The following is an 18,692-nucleotide window of genomic DNA, read 5'->3' on the forward strand; positions in this document are numbered from 1 at the left end:
TTTAAAACTTTGTCAAAGTTTGCACACAATACTACTTATCTTTCAAAACTTAGAATCTTAGCATCTTAGCCCCTTAGCAACTTATTTATATGTTCCAACATAAGTTACTACTGATCTGGCAGGAATTTCAAGACCAGAAACATCAACCGCTGTTCCTTTTTTCAAACTCATTGTTTCAGAAGTAATGTAAGGGTTTAATTTGTTGTCTGTTACTGTTCCGCCTGCAAGATTCAATTTATAAGCTTTTGCTGATTTACTTATGTTTACCGCAACAATTACCAATTTTTTATTTGTAGCATCTTTATAAGCTGTAAGCATTACATCATTTAATGCTGTCGAATTATCGATGCTTGGAATCTGAACTCTCACCATTCCTGGTTTTACGAAAAAAGAAAAGTTTCCTAAAGCCCAAAGTGTTTTTGAATCTCTAATGTAACCGTCATTTTTACAGTAATCTGCATTTCCTGCTCCGTTACTTGCTCCATCATCAACGTGAATTAAACCATCTTTGTAGTCGCCACGGCTAATTGCCGTCCACCATTGCCAAGACGTTACACCTCCAACGGCAATATCAGTACTAATAATACGAGCTGTCCAAAGTGCCAAAGACATTCCTAAATCTCTTCCTGAACCAGCTCCACCTGGAAGTTCTGCAGTTCCCGGACTTTCTAAAACGCAATATTCAGATGACCAAAGACTAACTCCGCCAACAGACTGAATTTTCGCAGCGGCGGCTTGTCTTGATGAAATCATTTCACTTAATGGCCATGCTTGCCAATAACTGTGTCCAGAAATTGTCTTTTTTACATTGCTTAAACTGCCGATGTTTTTAGTAGAATTGGTTGCAAAAAAGTAATCAATCTGATTGGATCTGCTTTCTTTTCCTGAAACAGTCTTGTATAATGGTTCGTAAGCTCCTGCTTCTCCAACTACAATCTTGGCTTCTAGTCCTTTCGCTTGTAATTTTGGAGAAAGAATATTGACAAAACTGTAAATATTGGCATTTGTCGCCGGAGAACCTTCCTGCCCGCTTCCATCCCATTCGTATTGCGGTTCATTAAACGGACTCACATAGTCTATTGTTAAACCGTGTTCTGTTTTTAGCTTATCTAAAGATGTTGTCCAAAAATCGGCCAAGTCGGGCATTTTACCATCTTTTAAATTGTAAAATTCTTTGATTGTAGCATGTGCTTTTCCGTTTTGAGTTAAATAAACTGGAGCACTGTTGGCAAAAGCTAAAAGTTTATCTACGCCACGTTCTCTTGCGGCTTTCATAAACCAAACCTGACCCGCTTGTTTTGTCATATTATACGAAACTCCATCTGTAGTAAAACATTCCGATCTTCTCCATTCGTCGGTAATATCACTTGCTACGCCTTGTTCTGCACTTCCTGCTCCAAGATTGAAACGCCATAATGATAAACCGATTCCTTTTGGATTTCCGTCTGCATCTACACCTTGACTGAATAATAAATCTGCTATTTTATTCTTTTTATCAGTAGGCCAATTTTTTCCAATGAAATTACATTGCCAAGCATCCGAAGCTCCAAAACTTTCCATTGTTTGAAGATTCATATCTAAACTAATATTCAATGCTGCTGTGCCACTTTCTGAACTCGAGCTATCAGATTTATCAGAATCGCAGCTCATAAAAAGCGAACTTGCAGAAAGCAAGCCTGCACACAGCAGACTTACTTTATTTCCTTTAAAGATGCTCATCTTAATAACCAGGATTTTGTTTGATTAAATTACCGCTTAAGTCAATTTCTAATTGTGGAATTGGCCATAATAAGTGCTTAGAAGGGTCAAAGTTGATTCCTTTGTCTTGCGGTTCTCTCAAATTGGTTGTTTCATAAGGGTCAGTAGAACTCAAATTATACTTTACAAAGGTTCCGTTTGGTCCCATTAAAGATTCGATAACTGGTCTTCCTGTTGTTGGATCTTTTTCGCGACGGATATCAAATAAACGAAGTCCTTCAAAAGCCAATTCTAAACGACGCTCTTTGTAGATTTGTTTCAATAAAGTTGGTCCAGAAATTCCTGTTTTTGGATCTAATTTTACACGAGCTCTAATTACATTGATATCTGTTAAAGCATCTCCTCCTAAGTGATAATTTGCTTCTGCTCTTGTCAAATACATTTCTGCTAAACGAATCAACGGAATATTTAATGGCAAGTGACCGTCTTTTTTATCTAATGAACGACGTGTTGCAATTGGAATGTAATATTTACGGCAAATACGTCCTGATTTGTTATCGTTTAAACTGAATTTATGAGTTGGATTTAAAACCTCATCTCCGTAAGCAGCTTCTCCCCATTTTGTAATGGTGCTTCTACGACGAATTACATCATTTTCAGAAAGATAAGCATTTTCTAAATCGCTCGTTGGCATACACCATCCCCATCCGTCTAAAACATCAGCGGCATCATTACTTGGAAAATTCTTTTTGTCTTCTCCTCTTGCTCCCGCTAAAGTTGGTAATGCAGAACCTAAATCTCTATTTTGAACTGATGAAGATTGTGCTTCTAAAATCGATTCAATTCCGTTATGGTTGTTTACATTCCAGATATTTAAGAAATCAGCCTCAAGCGCAAAAGGTCCTTCAGTGATTACTTTGTTTGAATATGTTTTAGCTTCAGCCCATTTTTCTTGAAACAATGAAACACGAGCTAATAAAGCATAAGCCGCCCATTTGTTTATTCTACCATCTTTATTGACAGGAGTGTTTTCTAATTTTGCAGCCGAATCTTTAAGATCTGTTTCAATTTGCGCATATACGTCTGCCGCAGAGCTTCTCTCTAAAGTTAAATCTCCTGTTCCTAAAGATTTTGTATACAAGGGAACTCCTCCAAAAAGATTTACCAATTCGTAGTAGCAATAAGCACGTACGAATAAGGATTCTCCCATATATTGGTTTTTCTGCGCATCTGTAAGTGGCGATGAAGCCATTCTCTCTAAACCAATATTAGCCGATTGAATGGTGTAGTAATGTGCAGTGTAGATACTGTTCATATCTCCCATATTATCGGGAGTAATTAGATACTGTGAAGCAGGTCTGTGCGCACCACTGTCCTGTCCGGTATTTCCCATCCAAGCGTCATCGGTTGACATCTCGTTCGTTACTCTTGGTGCTACTAATGTCCACCAGTCGTTAGGAAGCAATAACCTTTTTGTTAATTCGTTGGTATAATTTTCACACTCTTGTACTGTTTGAAAATAGTTCTCTAAAGTCTGGGTTCCTCTTTGTTCTTTTTCGATGAAATCACTGCAAGAAGCTGAAAACAAAGAGAAAGCTATGATTGATACTATAATTTTTTTCATGATCGTTTTGATTAAAATGCAACATTAAGCCCCATCAAGATTGTTGGCTGTACTGGATAGTTCCATCCTCCAAAACCTGATCCTTTTACTCTGTCTCCTTTATCAGGATCTCCTCCGGCTACTTCAGGATCAACTCCTGTGTATTTTGTCCATGTCCATAAATTCTGCCCAGACAATGAAATTCTTAATTTATCTAAACCAAATTTGTTGTAGAAAGAATATCCTAACTGTAAATTTTTCATACGAACGAAAGAACCGTCTTCAACATAAAGAGAAGAGAATTTGGTAAAGTTTTCGTTGTTATCATCTTTTGATAAACGCGGAATGTAATTTGAAGTTCCTTCACCATGCCAAGCCATTTGCTCTAATCCGCTAACTTTGTTTGTTAGACTTGCTCCATTATATAAATCTGAAATGTTTTGGTTTACAATTTCGTTTCCAATGCTAGAATAGAAATTAGCAACTAAATCAAAGTTTTTATAACCAAAGTTTAAATTCAGACCTACGTTGTAATCTGCCCAAGGAGAACCAATTTTTGTTCTGTCTTTTTCATCAATTTTTCCATCACCGTTTACATCTTTAAAACGAACATCTCCTACTTGTGCATACGGCTGTAATTTGGTTCCGTGTTGATCTGTATGTGAGTTTAATTCGGTTTGGTTTTGGAATAATCCATCTGCAACATATCCGTAGAAATATCCTGGCACATCGCCTTTTACAGTCAAAGTTCTGTTTCCAGATCCATATAGTTTCTCGCCATCAGCAGAAAGCGTCAGCATTTCAACATTTACGGTTGTAAAAGTCAAGTCTACACCATACGAGAAATCGCCTTTTTTATCTTTATAAGAAAGCAATAAATCGATACCGCTTGATCTCATAGAACCAACATTTGTCCACATAGTTGAATATCCTGGAAATCCGCTGTAAGTTGGAAACTGTTTTAAGAACAACATATCGTGGGTTTCTTTTTGATAATATTCCAATGAACCTGAAACTTTATTTTTCCAAAATCCGAAATCAAGTCCGAAACTCATATCTTCTACCGTTTCCCATTTAATGTCTTTGTTTGCCATTGAAGACGGATAAGAAGTATCTACTACTTCGCCACCAATTGTATAATAATTTTGCCCGATATTAGATTGGTAAACCGCATCTGGCAAACCTTGATTACCTACTTTACCCCATCCTGCTCTTAATCTAAGATCACTAACTACATCTTTTGCAGATTCCATAAAACCTTCGTTTAAAATTCTCCAAGAAACCGATGCCGAAGGGAAATTTGCCCATTTGTTATTGGTCATGAATTTAGAAGAACCATCACGTCTAAATGTTCCTGTGAAATAGTATTTACCATCGTAATTATAAGAAAAACGAGAAATATAAGACATCAACGAACTAGACCAGCTGTTACCTTTACTGTCTTTGTTTTTAGTAGCTGCATTTAGCTCTCTCATTGAATCTGAATTGTTTGGAACACCTTCACCATAACCCCAAAGATTATTTCCATTGTATTCTTCCATTGTGTTACCAATCATCAAAGAAGCATTGTGTTTTTCTGCAAATTTTTTAGAATAGGTAATCGTATTTTGCCAAGTCCAATCAACATTTGTAGTATTCCATTTTTCAACACTATTGATTTCTTGTTTTTCGTGTGCTGCATCAATTACAAAATCGGGCGTAAATTTATTTCTTGTTTCATCTCCAACTTCAATAGACGCTTGTGTACGAAATACTAAACCTTTGATTGGCTCGTATTGCAAATATCCGTTCGTATTTAAGTTGTACTTATTGGTATAATCATCATAACGTTTTACGGCAGCAACTGGATTCCATACGTAAGAAGGAGATCTTGCATAAATGCTGTATTCATTTTCAGTTCCGCTTAACTGGTCTGCTGGTTTGTAAATTGGCGTAATTGGATCAATTTTATCAAAATCTGCCCAATTGTTTGGCGCTCCCCAAGTTTCATAACGAGGGTTTAAAGTGATTCCTGCTGAGAATTTATCTGTGAATTTAAAATCATTTGCGATTCTCATTGTAACTCTTTCCCAACCTCCAACACCATACATTGAATCAGAATCGTAATAGTTTAAACTTATAGCGTAAGTGTGTTTATCAGATCCTCCAGTTACACCTAATGAAGCATTTGTAACAGGGGTTCCAGTTCTAATTCCCGCTTTCCACCAATCTGTTGTTTTTCCTCTGTATTGAGAAGGATTCGGAAGATAATCTGAATAACCTGAATTGTTATAAGCCGTGTTCATTATTCTCGCATAACCTTCGGCATCTGCCATATTGTAAGGATTATTCATTATCTGCATACCAGAGCTCAAATCAAAGTTGAATCTAGTTTTTCCAACTTTTCCTTTTTTAGTTGTAATCAGAATAACTCCATTCGAAGCACGAGAACCATAAATTGCGCTTGCAGAAGCATCTTTTAAAACCTCCAAAGATTCAATTTCGTTATTGCTTAAGAAATTAATGCTCGTTCCCATCGGAATTCCGTCAACTACGTAAAGCGGATCTGTGTTTAAGTTTAAAGTCGAAATACCACGAATTAAAACTCTTGGTTGTGCACCTGGACCACCTTGTCCTGTAACTTGCACCCCAGAAACTTTTCCTTGAAGTGATTCGGCAACGTTACCAACAGTCATAGTTTGCAATTCTTTTCCTTTTACAGAAGATATCGAACTCGTTACATCGCTCTTTTTAACCGCCGCATAACCTACCACAACTATCTCATCTAATGCTTGGCTAGCTTCTTGCATTACTACACTAATCTCTGTTTTATCGCCAACTGGTACAACTTGAGAAGTAAAACCAACGAATGAAAATTCGATTTGCGCATTTTTATTTGGAACATTGATTACATAATTTCCGTCAAAATCAGTTGCTGCAGATGTTGAAGTTCCCTTCACCATTACATTCACTCCCGGAATCGGCACATTGGCTTTATCCTTAACAGTACCTTTTATTTTTATTTGTCCAAAAGATACAGCAGTACACAAAAGGGCAATAAAAAATCCTATATATTTAAATTTCATATTAAGCTGTTTTATTTATTAAATGTTACAACAAGGTTATAACCAACTATTTTTTTGTTATAAATACTCTTTCCAACTCAGTATCTAAAACTACTTTGTAAACTCCAGGTGCTGCAGGATATTTAGCATTTCCGTTTTCTCCTGGCGACATTGTTGCAATACCATTTTTGATTAACCTCCAAGATGGATCCCACCATTGTCCTGTAAAAGTTGCTTCTAGAGTTCCTGTTAAAGTATATTCTCCAACTAATTGATATGGATTGCTTGCATTATTTGCTAGATGAAGTTTTGTAACTACCCAAGCATTCCATGTATCCCAGTTTGCACCGTCGATTCCGCCACCACAAACACTTACGAATGGTTTTCTTTGTGCAGCATCATCATGCCATAAACCGTTTGCAACATCTGCCCAAACTTTGCTTGTTGGTGTATATTTCTCTACAGTATATTTTAGTGTATTTGGATTTACTTTAATCTTATAATATCCTTTTGTAGGTAAAATAATTGCTGTTGAAGTCACATCATCTACTAATTCTCCAGCTGCATTTAAACCAAAACAATGCGGTGCAAAATCTGATTCTTGACCTAAGAAATAAACTTCTTTGTTGTCTTTGTCAGCATAATATTTAAATTCGAAATCTTGTCCGTCTTTCTCATGGAAATACATTGGAACTCCCACTGCATCTGTCGTTAGGTTTGTTCCCTTTGGCTGATCGCATAAATAAATTGCAGGATATTCGTTTGTTGCTACAATATTTACGTTTAATGATCCTGTATTCGGAATTGCAAATTTGTCTTTTGCAGTAATCGTTAATACATAATCTGCAGCAGTTACAGGCAAAGTGTAGGTTTTGTTGAAAGTATAAGATTGAGGAGAATCTGTTAACTGTATCATTTCGTCAATGCCAAGAGCCTCACATTTTACTTGTATATAATCAATTCCTGAATCGTCGTTTACGACAAAATTTACTGGCATTTCATTACTTGTAGACAACAAGATAACTGCACCTTCTTTTGGTGTTATCATTGTAATGCTTGGCGGTGCAAATTCACCATCAAGGCGTAAATTGATTTCTTCGTTTACAACATTTCCAGAAACGTCTGTAATTACCAATTTTATTTTAAAAGATTCAGAAGTTCCTCTATTTGCAGGAACTTCAAAAAAGTAACTTAAATCGTAAGTTTTTAAAAGCGGATCTGTTTTAAAGCTAATTACTTTATCTAGTGATAATTCTGGAATTTGAATTTCTACACTTTTTAATCCTAAATCGTCTGCAAGTGCAGCTTTGATTTCAAATTTTCTACTCGGAGCTCCATAAATCTCTTTTGTAGAAACTACCACCGTAGGATTATCAGAACTTGGAAATCCTGATTCATTATTTTGACATCCGGTTACAAGAAAGCCAAAAAGGGCAAGAAAAAATAAAAATACATTTTTTTTCATTTCTTTAGTTTTAAGGTTAGGTTAGTTAGTTTTCTTTCTAAAATGAAAGCTTGTTTTAATTTTGTAGGTTATTCAAGGTTTTACTATTTTTTGTCTGAGGCAGAAAAAAACAGCATTACATAATTAAGTGGTCATTTTCATATTCTATTGAGTTTGGTTAATTGTTAGATATTTCCTTTTTTTAATTTCCTTTCAAATTGTATAAGTGTCTTTTTTAATTAACCCGCAGTTTATCTTTTTTAAACTGCGGGCTGATAAGTAACGCAAACCAATCATTACTGATCTAAAATTTAAAGAGTGCTCACCTCTTTAAACAGATAACAAACTATCTTGATATTAACACTTATAACTAACAGCAATAATCTAATTCGTGATTGCTATTACCGCAAAGAAATGTTTAAATAACACTTTTAAGGAGGGGTAAATTGGAAAAAAAAGGAGGTCAAAATTGCAATTAACTATTATTTTGAAATAAATTTTAAAGACTATTAAAAAATAAGACAGTATTTTTGAGAAATTTATAATTATTGAAAAAACAGCATTTTTTCAGCTAAAACGTTTAAGTTGAATAGAAGATTTTAATTGATTTTTTAAAAAACAAGAAAATAATGCAGTAACAAAATAATGTTAGCTGCATTATTTGATGATATTCAAGTCAGAATTAAATGACGTTTTATACTTTTTAATATATTCTGAAGGAGTCATCCCAAAAAGTTTTACGAATTGCTGTCTGAAATATTTTGGATCTTCAAATCCAACTTCTGTACTTGCTTGTGTGATGTTCATATCTTCAGTCAACATCAACATCGCTGCTCTTCTAATTCGCAATGAACGGATAAAAGCATTTAAAGTTTGCCCAGAAATAATTTTGATTTTGGTATAAAGCGTTCTATGACTCATTCCCATTTCTAGGGCGAAAGTTCGAATTGTAAAATCTTTTTTATGAATATTAGCTTCAACAATTTCGATACATTTTTTAAGCATCTGCTGATATTCGACCGGAACTTTCTGCGTGTTTTCTTTTAATGTAATACTGTCTAAGAAATAAGTGCGTAGATTATGACGATTTCTTAGTAAAGATTCAACACGAGCCGTAAGAATATCATCGTCAAAAGGTTTGGTGATATAATCATCTGCACCTTCATTAATTCCTTGCAAATGCGTTTCTGGGTTTTTAGATGCTGTCAATAAAATAACTGGAATATGCGATAAGGTGTTGTCTTCTTTTATTCTTCGACATAATTCTAAACCATCCATTTCTTCCATAGTAATATCACTAATGACAAGATCTGGCATATGTTTTTTAGTCATTTTTAAACCTTCTTCGCCATTTTCTACGCTATAAACAATGTAACTATCAGCAAAAAGCTTAATTAGATAAGCTCGAATTTCTGCATTATCATCAATGATTAAAACAGTGCGTTTATCGGTTAACATGGTCTTTTTGAAATCGCTATCTGCAATTGAAGTTGTTGCTGTCGAAATCGGTTCTTCTATTTCATCAGGAATTAATTCGTCAAACAATTGGCTTCTTTGCGGTTTTTCATTGGTAATTTCTACATCTTCAAAATGACTGTTTCCTTTTAAAAATGCCAATTTAAAAGTGCTTCCTTTTCCAGCTTCACTGCTACAAGTTACAGATCCTTTATGTTTGTCAACAAAATATTTAACAATATAAAGTCCAATACCAAAACCGGTTCCAACAGAAACTTTTGAATTAATCTGTTTGAATTTTTCAAAAATAACATCAATGTCTTTCTTATCAATTCCGTCTCCGTTATCCGATATTTCTAGAAAAACCTTTTCATCGTTTTCTGTCAAAGTCAGATTGATTTCACCTCCAATTGGTGTGTATTTAAAAGCATTTGACATTAAATTGAATAATGAAATTTCTATCTTTTCATAATCGCCAATTATAGTAATTTCATGATTTGGAATTGTAAAATTATAATTGATGTTTTTATCTTTTGCCTGATTCACAAAACATTGATAAACTTCATTAGAAAGATTATTTACATTAATTGGAGATAAACGCAAAGCATCGGCATCATTTTCGGCTTTTCTTAATAAAAGCAGTTGATCTACCAAACTCAATAATCTTCTGGCATTTCGATGCGCAATAGCCAAATCGCTTCCAGAAGAACCGTTCTCGACATTTTCTTTCTGTACTGCTTTTTTTAACGGATTTATGATTAGCGAAAGCGGTGTTCTAAATTCATGCGAAATATAAGTAAACATAGACGACTGCTTTTCTGCAATCTCTTTTTCTTTCTTGCTTTCAAGCTCAGCGATTTTGACCTTATATTTTAATTTTTCTTTGTTTTTATTGTAATCGAGATATAAAAACAATAATCCGCCAATTGCTAAAAGATATAAAGTATAGGCCCACCAGGTTCTGTACCAAGGCGGCAAAACTTCTATTGAAATGAGACTGACCTCTTTATTCCAACCTCCTTTAAAATTGGTTGTTTTAACTTTAAAAGTATATTTTCCTTCAGGAAGTCTTGAATAATTTGCTTTTCGGGTCTGTCCCACATAATTCCATTGCTCATCCCAACCATCTAAAAAGTAAGCGTAATTTATCTTGTCTGCATTGTTGTAATCTAAAGCAACAAATTCTAATGATAAAGTCGTTTGATCGTATTCTAAACTAACCTCTTTAATTTTATCAGAATCGGTAGCAACTTCTGCATTCGTTTCTTCAATCAACTGATTGTTGACATAAAAATCAGTCAGTAAAATAGTATTCTTTTGATTGAAGCCTTTTATCGATTTAGGGTAAAAAATATTAAATCCGTTAATCCCTCCAAAAAGAAATTCGCCAGATGAAAGTTTGATTCCGGCATTAAAACTAAACTGATTGCTTTGAAGTCCATCATTCACAGAGAAATTACGGAAGGTTTTACTTCTTTTATCGTATCTGCATATTCCATTATAAGTACTCATCCACAAGTTGCCTTCATTATCTTCTAGTAATCTTAAAATAGTATTAGAAGGCAAACCATCGTCAATAGTCTGTCTTTTAAAAGTATTTGTTTTTCTATCAAATAATAGTAAACCTCCTTCTTGAGTTCCTATCCAGAGATTTTTATTTTTATCTTCATAAATACATCTAATAGGATTTCCAATCGCTTTTTTAGTGATTTTTTTAGTCTCTTTATCAATTGACAAAAGTGAAGTGTAATTTCCTGCCCATAACTTTCCATCTGAAGTTTCGGTTATGCATTGCAGGTTATCAATCCTTTTATCAAAAAGTTCAAAAGCATCTTTATTTCTATTTAAAAGGTACAACGAACCTTCATTTGTAGCACTTGCCCAAATATTTGATTTTGAATCTTTAAATACAAACCAGATATTTTTCTCGGTTTGCTTTGTATGAGAATTATAACAAGAATAGTGTTTTACATTATTCGTATTCTTGCTTATTTTATTGATTCCTCCCGCCCAAGTAGAAACCCAAATGTCGTTATTATTATCGCGAACAATTCCGGTAATAAAAGGACTGGAAAGCGAATTTCCATAATTGGTGTACGAATTGTTTTTTCTATCCCAATATTTTAAACCTGCGCCGTCTGTACCTACCCAAACATTCTTTTTTTCGTCTTCACAAAAAGATAAAATAAAATTGTCGGCAGGATCTTTAGCATTATATCGAATACTTTTAAAATACTTTGGAGTATCGCTCAACATACTTATTCCGCCACGAAGCGAGCCAAACCATTTGTTACCCGATTTATCTTCATATAGACTCCAAACCGAATTGCTTTTGGCTAATTGTTCATTATAAGGCAGAAGTTTTTTAGTATTTGGATTAATGTAAAATATTCCGCATCCGTCTGTCGTCACCCAAGTTATTCCTTTTTTATCCACCAAAACATCAGTAACGCTACACTTATTCGAAAAATAATTTTCTGAAATCGAACCCGATTTTGTGTTTAATAAAAAAAGTCCTTCGTCGGTTCCTAATAAAAGATTTCCATCAGAAGAAAGTTTCATCGCTTTTACTCCTATCGAAAGCGGGAAAACAATTTTTAAGTCTTTTGCTTTATAATCATAAGTACAAACTCCAACATTGCGAACGTATATCCAACATCCCGATTTCTCTTTATTTTCTTGAATTGCAATGGCATCGTAATTAGAAATCGTAATTCTATTTCCTAATGCATTTAAAGGAATATGTTTCCCTATAAAAGAACCATTTTCAAAAGCCAATAAACCTAATTTCTGCGAAGCGACTAAAACTAAATTATCTGAAACCGAACGCATTTGATGTATAATATCTTGAAGCACTTTTGGTTTATCATCCCACAACGTATACTTAACGGTATGAAAAGACGCTTTTGTTTTATCGTAAATACAGATTCCGCTTGTTCCTCCTACCCAAATATTATTTCTAGAATCACCTTCAATATTGTAGATTGTATTGAACAAAAGTGATTTTTTATCGTTTATTCTGTTTCTAAAAACTTTAAAATTATAACCGTCATATCGGTTTAAACCATCGTAGGTTCCAAACCACATATACCCTTCTTTATCTTGGTAAATTGTAATTATGGAATTGTTAGACAAACCATCTGATATGTCAAGGAATTTGATGGGGTAATCTTGTGAATGTAGGGAAGAAGAAAACCCTAATAAAAATAGAAAATATAGAACAAAAGGCTTCAAAATGAGTTTGGTTTTCTGGTTTGTGTAATAAGCACAATTATAAGATAATTTTGCTTAGATTCCTTAAATTTTAGACCAAAAGCATATTTCTGCACCGAAGTTGCAGGATTTTATTCTGATATGTTGTTTTTGATAAATTAATTCTTACCTCTTTTCTATGCTTATAAAGTCCAAAGATTCAATCATTTGAATTTTGCATTAGGTCTTATATTACATTCCAATGATTGAAACCATTGGCTATGGTCCTTAAAAAATCATAGAATGATGCATAAAAAAAGAGCCCGTCTCAAAAAATGAGACAGGCTCCCCTTCTATTATTTTTTATTAATCCAATATAAACACAATCAAACCTCTTGCTCCATGAGCTCCGAGAACCAAAGACTGCTCAATATCAGCCGTTTTTGACGGACCAGCGATGAAAGTTCCAAAACCGTATTCCATGTTTCCGATTCTTTGATACGCTTGCTGCATGGTTGGCACAAGATCTTTTTTATGAACTATAATCGCTAAATATTGTGCTATGAAAGGCGCAACACGCTGTCCTAAAATATCATCTGTAACCCAAAGTCCGCTGTTTTCTGCCACGCCAAAATGTGCTTTTACAACCGTTAATTCAACATCTTGAAGCGAATGCGGATCTACTGCTTTCCAATCTAAAGAAGCAATTTCAGAAAGCTCTGGAAGCGTTGTAATTAATCGTTTTTCGAGATTATAATTGGATTTGATGTAATTGATGATTTCGTTATAATCGGCAACTTCTACAGGATCACCACCAATTCCTTTTAAAACCGTTTTGTAGGTTTCTAATACATCAAATTGTTCTGAACCTAAAAGATTTAAATCTGGTAGTTCTGAAACCAATTCTGGTTGATTTGCTTTTATTCTTTTTAAAATTTCGCCTTTACTACTCATTTCCTTTTTCTTTAGATTCTCGCGAATTTTTCTTGTACCATTCTCTAAAAGATTCTTCTGGAACATCTGGCATTTCGCGCTGATCGTACCATTTATTCATCTTATTATTGACCATTCCTGGAATGTTCTTCATTACAAATCTACCTGATTTTCCAGCAATATTAAAAACCGTTGGATTTGCTAATACCGTTGCCATCGTTTTCATCGCTACAGTTTTGGCCGTCGGAGTATGTCCTTCTTTTACCAAAACCTGACGCCATTTGTACAATTGATCGTGAATGTCAATTTTTACAGGACAAACATTAGTACAAGAACCACAAAGCGTACTGGCAAAAGGCAGATCGGCATTTTTGCTCATATCTAAATTTGGTGCTAAAATAGAACCAATTGGTCCTGCAACAGCATTATGATAACTGTGTCCACCACTTCGTCTATAAACTGGGCAAGTGTTCATACACGCACCACAACGAATACATTTCAAGGAATTTCTAAAATCTTCTCTTCCTAATTGTGTACTTCTTCCGTTGTCTACAATTACGATATGCATTTCTTTTCCGTCTCTTGGCTTTTTAAAATGACTTGAAAAAGTAGTAATTGGCTGTCCAGTTGCGCTTCTTGCCAATAATCTCAAGAAAACACCTAAATGTTCTCTTTTCGGAATCAATTTCTCAAATCCCATACAAGCGATATGAACGTCTGCTAAATGCGCACCCATATCGGCATTTCCTTCATTGGTGCAAACCACAAATTCTCCTGTTTCTGCAACAGCAAAATTGACTCCTGTTAAAGCCACTTTTCTAGTCAAGAAAGTATTTCTCAAACTATGACGCGCTGACTCTGTCAAATATTGCGGGTTGAAATTTCCTTTCTCTGTACCTAAATGTTCGTGAAAAGTTTCGCTTACATCTTCTTTCTTTAAGTGAATCGCCGGAAGTACAATATGGCTTGGCGGTTCTTTTCGAAGCTGAACAATATATTCTCCCAAATCAGAATCGATTACTTCAATTCCTTTTTCGGCTAAATAATCATTTAAATGGCATTCTTCTGTAAGCATCGATTTGGATTTCACCATTTGCTTTACATCATGTTTAGCCATGATAGAATGTACAATTTCATTGTGTTCTTTGGCATCGGCTGCCCAATGTACAATTATCCCATTTCGTTGCGCATTCGCTTCAAATTCAACTAAATAATCGTGAATATTAGAAAGCACATTTAATTTGATTTGAGAAGCTGTTTCTCTGAGCAGTTCCCAATCTTCAATTTGATGTGCTGATTTATCTCTTTTTGCACGCACAAACCAAAGTGTTTCATCATGCCAATTGACACGCTCTACGTCTTTATTGAACTTTGCCGCGGCTTCGCTGTGCTGTATTATTTTTTCTGATGACATTTTTAATTATTTAAAAGTCAATTTTGAAATGTTTATAATGATTTATTTAACCGCAAAGTTCGCAAAGGAAAAAGCGCAAAGTTCGCAAAGATTAAAATTAACTTTGCGAACCTTGCGTAAAACTTTGCGCACTTTGCGGTTAAATTTTATACTCAACATCTATATTAGTTTTCGAGTGAATTTAATATTTCGGCAATATGAATGGTTTTAATTCTGCTTTTTTGTCTTTTCAGAATTCCGTCCAAATGCATCAAGCAAGACATGTCTCCGCCTGTAATATAATCCACATCATGACTTTCGTGATCTTTAATACGATCTTGTCCCATTTTTACAGAAACTGCTTCTTCGGTCACACAAAACGTACCTCCAAAACCACAACATTCGTCTTTTCTCGTTAAAGCAACCAAATCAAGATCTTTTATACCATGTAATAATTGTTCTGGCTTAGAAAAAAATGGTGCATTTAATTCTGACATCTGCGAAAGCTTTAAACCGCGCTGACCGTGACAGCTTACGTGCATTCCGACTTTATACGGAAATCTTCCATCTATATGGTCAATTTTTAAAACATCGGTTATAAACTCAGTAAGTTCATATACTGTATTTCTAATTGCCGTTGCCTTCTCTTCTTGTTTTTCGTCATGCAAATGGTCTTTTACATGCAAAACACAACTTCCAGAAGGACAGACTATGTAATCAAATCCAGAAAAATTGGCAATAAAATTGGCATCGCATCCTTTCGTTAAATGTGCATAACCGCTATTTGCCATTGGTTGTCCGCAGCAGGTCTGTCCCATCGGAAATTCGACGTCACAACCTAATTTTTGTAACAATTCGTAGGTTGCAATTCCTACTTTTGGATAAAATTGGTCGACATAACAAGGTATAAAAAGTCCAATTTTCATGTTGTAGTATTTAGTGTGTTGTTCATTTAGGCGTGTACTGTAAAAATGTAAAAAATACGTTTCTCAGCAAATTTACAACATACAGACCGTTTTTACCTAATGTTTATAGAATTTCAAGTCAATTAAATCGTTCTGAATTGGTTTTGGATTCCAATTATCATGAATTGCCAACGCAGCTCCCAAAGCACTTGCCTGCGCCATCGAGGCCGCATAAACTTCTACATCTGGAAAAGCTTCTGCCAATAAATTCATGTAAATCGAATTTTTACTGAAACCTCCATCCACAAAAATCTTTTTTACTGGACTGTTATGAATGACCAAATTGGTAGAAAAAACCTGCTGTTCTACCAAATCTAACATTAATTGATGATAAGCGGTTTCGTAATTTTTATAGTGTGAAAGGTCTCTTTTTTGAAAAGGGCATTCTTTCAGGATATCAAAATTGTATTTTTTTGGATAGAAAATCTGATAGTTAAGTGCGCGTAAATTGGCTACTATTTTTTTATCAAAATAAACTTCTTTGTACGTATCAACAGGAACCCTAAAATGTTCTGCCAAGCGTTTGGTCTGCACTTCGTGTTCGTTTCCTGCAAATAAACGAGCCGCTTTTACAGGTTTCTCAGTATATTGCATATAGCACAAACAGTCGTTTTGCGATTCGTCAAACGTTAGAGGTTTGTTGTTGAACGGATTTAAAGAAATACTCCAAGTTCCTGTAGACAATAAAACAAAAGGTTCTGTAAAATTGATTGTATAAGGAATAATTGCCGATGAACTATCGTGAAGACCAACTCCAATTGCAATATTTTCGCGGGTCATAATGACATCTTTACCAAAATGAATTGGCGGTATTTTATCTGAAATACCTTCTTCTTTCAGCCATTTATGGTATTTCATTTTTTTGAAATTCCACAAATTGGTGTGGCAGCCAATACTTGTAATATCAGCGTATGCTTCATTCGTTAAAAGAAAACTTAAAAACTGAGGCAAATGCAGACAGTATTTTACTTTTTCAAATATTTCGGGCTTTTGTTCTTTTATGCGGTAAATCTGCATTCCCGAATTTAAACTGCCCAAAACTGGAGAAGCTGTTTTTACAGCAAACTTTTTTTCTCCTTTATATTTTTCATAGAAATCAGCTTTTAAATCCTCTGGATAATCTTTTAAATAATTATACAGAGGAGTTAAAACTTTTCCATTTTCGTCTATATAAACAAAACTTGCTCCGTAAGTGCTAAAATTGATGGCTTTTAAAACATAATCTTTAAGCTCTTTTATTTCAGATAATCGATCTAAAATCCAATTTTTAAGCACTTCGATATCTTCGCACGGAAATCCGTCTTCGTCTGTGGTTTCCTCCAGATTTACCGATTTTTCCCAGACAATTTTATAATTTTCGTTAAATAAAAAAACCTTTTTGTTTGTTTTACCAATATCAAAAATCGCAACTACATTCATTTATTCTAATTATGAGTTATGAGTTATAAGTTATGAGTTCTTGAATTATGCTTTTTTATGTTTAAGCTAAGTCTTTTTATGTTTTTAGTACAAAACACAAAAAGACTCAACTTATAACTCATAATTCATAACTTATAACTACAACCCAGTGGCCATTGTTTTTAAACCTCTCTCGCCAACTAGGTTTTCTCTAACCTGAAGTGAACGATATAATCCTACCGGATTTAATGCCGCTCCAGAACGAAGACGAGCTTCTGCAACTAATGCGCGAACATCTGTACGGAATGCGTTTTGAAGAATTTCTTGCGCTTTTACCACATCATTTTCTTCTTGTGCTTGTTCCAATGCTTTTCTGTCTACAGAAAGTGCTTGCGCATAAGCAATCATAATCGCTTCAACAGACTGCAATAAATCTTCTAACGGATCTTTGATGTTGTGAGAAGCATCGATCATCCAGCCTAAATCTTTGGCGTGATTCATTCCTCTTGCATCCATTCCTTCAACCAATTCATTAAAAATTAAGAATAATTGATATGGTTTTAAAGCTCCCGCTGTTAAATCATCGTCGCCGTATTTTGAATCGTTAAAGTGGAAACCTCCTAGTTTGTTTTCCATCAATAATAAAGAAACGATTTGCTCAATATTAGCGTTTGGAAGGTGGTGACCTAAATCAACTAAAGTCTGCGCTTTGTCGCCTAACTTTTTAACATACGAATAAGACTGCCCCCAATCTGCTACAGTCGTAGAATAAAAGTTAGGCTCAGCACATTTATATTCTAAAAATAATTTCCAGTTTGAAGGCAATGCATCGTAGATTTCCTCTAAACTTTCTAATGTATTTTGATACGCTTTTCTGAAATTTAACTGCCCTGGAAAGTTAGAACCATCTGCCAGCCAAATTGTTAAAGACTCAGAACCTAATTCGATCCCGTGTTTAATAACTTCAATATTATGGGCAATTGCTTGTTTGCGAACTGCTTTGTTTACGTTTTGTAAAGAACCGTATTTATAAGTGTGCTCAGAACTTGCTTGATCTTGAAACGTATTCGAATTCATCGCATCAAACTTCAATCCGTGCTGATTTGCTAGTGTTTTGATTGCTTTGTAATCTGTCGGGATATCCCACGGAATATGAAGTGAAATCGCACCAGAAGCATTATTTAATTTGTGAAGCAAACCAACATCTTCAATTTTTTCTTCTAATGAACGAGGTTCTCCTCCACCAGCGAAACGTCCGAATCTTGTTCCTCCTGTACCTAAAGCCCAAGATGGAATTGCAATTTGAAAGTCGATTAATTTTTGAATAATCGCTTCTGTATCATTTATTTCTGATGCTGTAAAAACTAATTTATTTTGGTGTTTTTTTAATAAATCTTCGTTATGAGATTCGATGTGGTTTGATCCGATTAACATAGTTATTGATATTTTAATAGAGTTTACAATATATAACTTTATACGCTGTGAACTCCCGTTTTACTTCACTTTTTTGTTAAGTTTTCTTTGTTAAAGCGAATTGTTATATGCTAAAAAAATCTAACGTTCGAAA

Annotated in this window: 10 protein-coding genes; all 10 read right to left on the reverse strand. The window is 34.5% G+C overall.

Annotation, left to right across the window (positions count from 1 at the left end):
* Positions 1-81: 81 nt before the first annotated feature.
* On the reverse strand, positions 82-1,719 hold the full coding sequence (locus JC605_RS17595) for a glycoside hydrolase (RefSeq protein WP_198857455.1): 1,638 nt from the start codon (positions 1,717-1,719) through the stop codon (positions 82-84).
* 1 nt (position 1,720) lies between these two features.
* A complete protein-coding gene (locus tag JC605_RS17600; protein ID WP_198857456.1) occupies positions 1,721-3,322 on the reverse strand; it encodes a RagB/SusD family nutrient uptake outer membrane protein in 1,602 nt (533 codons plus the stop codon).
* An 11-nt stretch (positions 3,323-3,333) separates the two neighbouring features.
* Entirely contained in the window at positions 3,334-6,366 is a 3,033-nt protein-coding gene (locus JC605_RS17605; RefSeq protein WP_198857457.1) for a TonB-dependent receptor, read from the reverse strand.
* Between the two features lie 46 nt (positions 6,367-6,412).
* Positions 6,413-7,810, reverse strand: a complete 1,398-nt coding sequence (locus JC605_RS17610; protein WP_198857458.1) for a hypothetical protein — start codon at positions 7,808-7,810, stop codon at positions 6,413-6,415.
* A 636-nt stretch (positions 7,811-8,446) separates the two neighbouring features.
* On the reverse strand, positions 8,447-12,379 hold the full coding sequence (locus JC605_RS17615; RefSeq protein ID WP_233074153.1) for a two-component regulator propeller domain-containing protein: 3,933 nt from the start codon (positions 12,377-12,379) through the stop codon (positions 8,447-8,449).
* A 423-nt stretch (positions 12,380-12,802) separates the two neighbouring features.
* Positions 12,803-13,390 (reverse strand): LUD domain-containing protein, encoded by a 588-nt coding sequence (locus tag JC605_RS17620; RefSeq protein ID WP_198857460.1) that lies wholly within the window; start codon positions 13,388-13,390, stop codon positions 12,803-12,805.
* Positions 13,383-14,783 carry a lactate utilization protein B gene (locus tag JC605_RS17625; RefSeq protein WP_198857461.1) on the reverse strand — a complete coding sequence of 467 codons (1,401 nt, stop codon included), beginning with the start codon at positions 14,781-14,783 and terminating at the stop codon, positions 13,383-13,385. Before JC605_RS17625 ends, JC605_RS17620 begins: the two co-directional genes overlap by 8 nt.
* Before the next feature lie 164 nt (positions 14,784-14,947).
* Complete coding sequence (locus tag JC605_RS17630; RefSeq protein WP_111425602.1) at positions 14,948-15,688, reverse strand: (Fe-S)-binding protein; 741 nt, start codon at positions 15,686-15,688, stop codon at positions 14,948-14,950.
* A 96-nt stretch (positions 15,689-15,784) separates the two neighbouring features.
* Positions 15,785-17,146, reverse strand: a complete 1,362-nt coding sequence (locus JC605_RS17635; RefSeq protein ID WP_198857462.1) for an FGGY-family carbohydrate kinase — start codon at positions 17,144-17,146, stop codon at positions 15,785-15,787.
* Between the two features lie 138 nt (positions 17,147-17,284).
* On the reverse strand, positions 17,285-18,559 hold the full coding sequence (locus JC605_RS17640) for a TIM barrel protein (RefSeq protein WP_198857463.1): 1,275 nt from the start codon (positions 18,557-18,559) through the stop codon (positions 17,285-17,287).
* Positions 18,560-18,692 lie beyond the last annotated feature (133 nt).

Source organism: Flavobacterium sp. IB48 (assembly GCF_016405855.1).
In the GTDB taxonomy this organism is placed as follows: domain Bacteria; phylum Bacteroidota; class Bacteroidia; order Flavobacteriales; family Flavobacteriaceae; genus Flavobacterium; species Flavobacterium ginsengisoli.

Coding starts and splice junctions, on each gene's coding strand:
- JC605_RS17595 (WP_198857455.1), bottom strand. CDS start 1,719: ATGAGCATCTTTAAAGGAAATAAAGTAAGTCTGCTGTGTGCAGGCTTG.
- JC605_RS17600 (WP_198857456.1), bottom strand. CDS start 3,322: ATGAAAAAAATTATAGTATCAATCATAGCTTTCTCTTTGTTTTCAGCT.
- JC605_RS17605 (WP_198857457.1), bottom strand. CDS start 6,366: ATGAAATTTAAATATATAGGATTTTTTATTGCCCTTTTGTGTACTGCT.
- JC605_RS17610 (WP_198857458.1), bottom strand. CDS start 7,810: ATGAAAAAAAATGTATTTTTATTTTTTCTTGCCCTTTTTGGCTTTCTT.
- JC605_RS17620 (WP_198857460.1), bottom strand. CDS start 13,390: ATGAGTAGTAAAGGCGAAATTTTAAAAAGAATAAAAGCAAATCAACCA.
- JC605_RS17625 (WP_198857461.1), bottom strand. CDS start 14,783: ATGTCATCAGAAAAAATAATACAGCACAGCGAAGCCGCGGCAAAGTTC.
- JC605_RS17630 (WP_111425602.1), bottom strand. CDS start 15,688: ATGAAAATTGGACTTTTTATACCTTGTTATGTCGACCAATTTTATCCA.
- JC605_RS17635 (WP_198857462.1), bottom strand. CDS start 17,146: ATGAATGTAGTTGCGATTTTTGATATTGGTAAAACAAACAAAAAGGTT.
- JC605_RS17640 (WP_198857463.1), bottom strand. CDS start 18,559: ATGTTAATCGGATCAAACCACATCGAATCTCATAACGAAGATTTATTA.